The organism is Mangrovimicrobium sediminis, assembly GCF_004745945.1.
GTDB lineage: Bacteria > Pseudomonadota > Gammaproteobacteria > Pseudomonadales > Halieaceae > Mangrovimicrobium > Mangrovimicrobium sediminis.
In genome coordinates, this window is the sequence record NZ_SRLE01000065.1 from 1 (window position 1) to 1,442 (window position 1,442).

3 protein-coding genes are annotated in these 1,442 nt (G+C 58.3%); 1 reads left to right on the forward strand and 2 read right to left on the reverse strand.

Annotated elements, in window-relative coordinates:
• Positions 1-223 (reverse strand): magnesium chelatase domain-containing protein (locus E4634_RS21370; protein ID WP_276606642.1); only part of this gene is annotated, 223 nt, incomplete at its 3' end.
• A 33-nt stretch (positions 224-256) separates the two neighbouring features.
• Positions 257-508 (reverse strand): accessory factor UbiK family protein, encoded by a 252-nt coding sequence (locus E4634_RS21375; protein ID WP_135442243.1) that lies wholly within the window; start codon positions 506-508, stop codon positions 257-259.
• A 388-nt stretch (positions 509-896) separates the two neighbouring features.
• Here E4634_RS21375 and E4634_RS21380 point away from each other — a divergent pair.
• A partial coding sequence (locus E4634_RS21380; protein WP_135446693.1) for a TorF family putative porin occupies positions 897-1,442 on the forward strand: 546 nt, incomplete at its 3' end.

The window sequence follows — 1,442 nt, forward strand, 5'->3', positions numbered from 1 at the left end:
GCAGGTCCGCCGGGGCAAGGTTGACGGTGATGCGGCGGTCGGGAAACTCGAAATGCGAGTTGAGCAGGGCGCTGCGCACGCGGTCCTTGCTCTCGCGCACCGCGGTCGCGGGCATGCCGACGATGTTGAAGGCGGGCAGCCCGTTGGAGAGGTGGGTCTCCACACGCACCGGCGGCGCGCTGAGCCCGCTGAGGGCGCGCGTGTTGACGACAGACAGTTCCATGGCTCGTCCTTGAGCGCAGTATTGTCTCTGGGGTTACTGGCCCTCGACTTCCCGGGTCAGGGCCTCCAGTTCGGCTTCCAGTTCCGCCACCCGCTCGCGCGTGCGCCGCAGTACTTCGGCCTGGGCGTCGAACTCCTGGCGGCTGACGAGATCGAGGCGCGACAGGGCCGTCTGCGCCAGGCCACGCAGGCCCTTGTCGAGGTCGCCGCGCAGCCCGGATTCACCGACCATGTCGCCGACCTGTTGCAGGAATTCCCAGGGGGGTGGTGGGGGTTTCATTGCCATGTGCTCGACCTGTTTAGGTGCATTTTTGAGCAAATTTTAGGCGAATTACAGTCAAAAACACAGGTCCATTCCGTCCAGCACCGGCCGTGCGGACGAATTATGTGATGGCGTTCGCGTTGCTGCCGCGGCTGCATCAAATTGGTGCACCAATTTGGTGAGGAATTCCATTGTGGTGCGAAGGGCGTTTTTTTCTGGTGCACAGGCGAATGCTAGTACCTGTTCTTGAAAATCATAACTCGCTGAAATTTATGTAGAAAAGTACATCTGGCACATGCCCTGCAAACGGACTGGCAGATTTGTATAGCGCGCAGGCTATGCCCGACATTCAAAGACGTCGCAATACACTTCTTATTACAACACCTAGAAACGCATCACGGAGATCTGGAACATGATTAAAAAAGCACTTCCCGCTGTGCTCGCTGCCACTGTGCTTGGCGGCGTGTCAGCGACTGCGCAGGCGATGGAGATCAGCGGCAACGTTGCCCTCACCAGCGACTACCGTTTCCGCGGCATTTCCCAGTCCGACGAGTCTATCGCCATCCAGGGCGGTTTCGACCTCGGCTTTGAAAATGGCATCTACCTCGGTACCTGGGGTTCTTCCGTCGACTTCGACACCAATGGCGACGGTTTCGATGGTTCCCTGGAACTGGACTACTACGCTGGCTGGGCTGGTTCCATCAGCGACAATATCGGCATCGATGTGGGTATCCTGAACTACGACAACCCGGGTGATGACGACGCGGAAGGCGAATACCTGGAATTCTACGGCAGCGTTTCCATGTGGGACGTTTCCCTGGGCCTGGCCTATTCAGACGACTACTACGGCGAGACTGGCGAGTTCTTCTACTACTCCGCTGATACAAGCTTGGGCCTGACAGAAAACCTGAGCTTGGACCTGCAAGCAGGTAACAACGACCTGGACGAGGAAGGCTTC

Bases quoted from the DNA above. Each gene is read 5' to 3' on its own strand.
- E4634_RS21375 (WP_135442243.1), bottom strand. From the start codon at position 508: ATGGCAATGAAACCCCCACCACCCCCCTGGGAATTCCTGCAACAGGTC.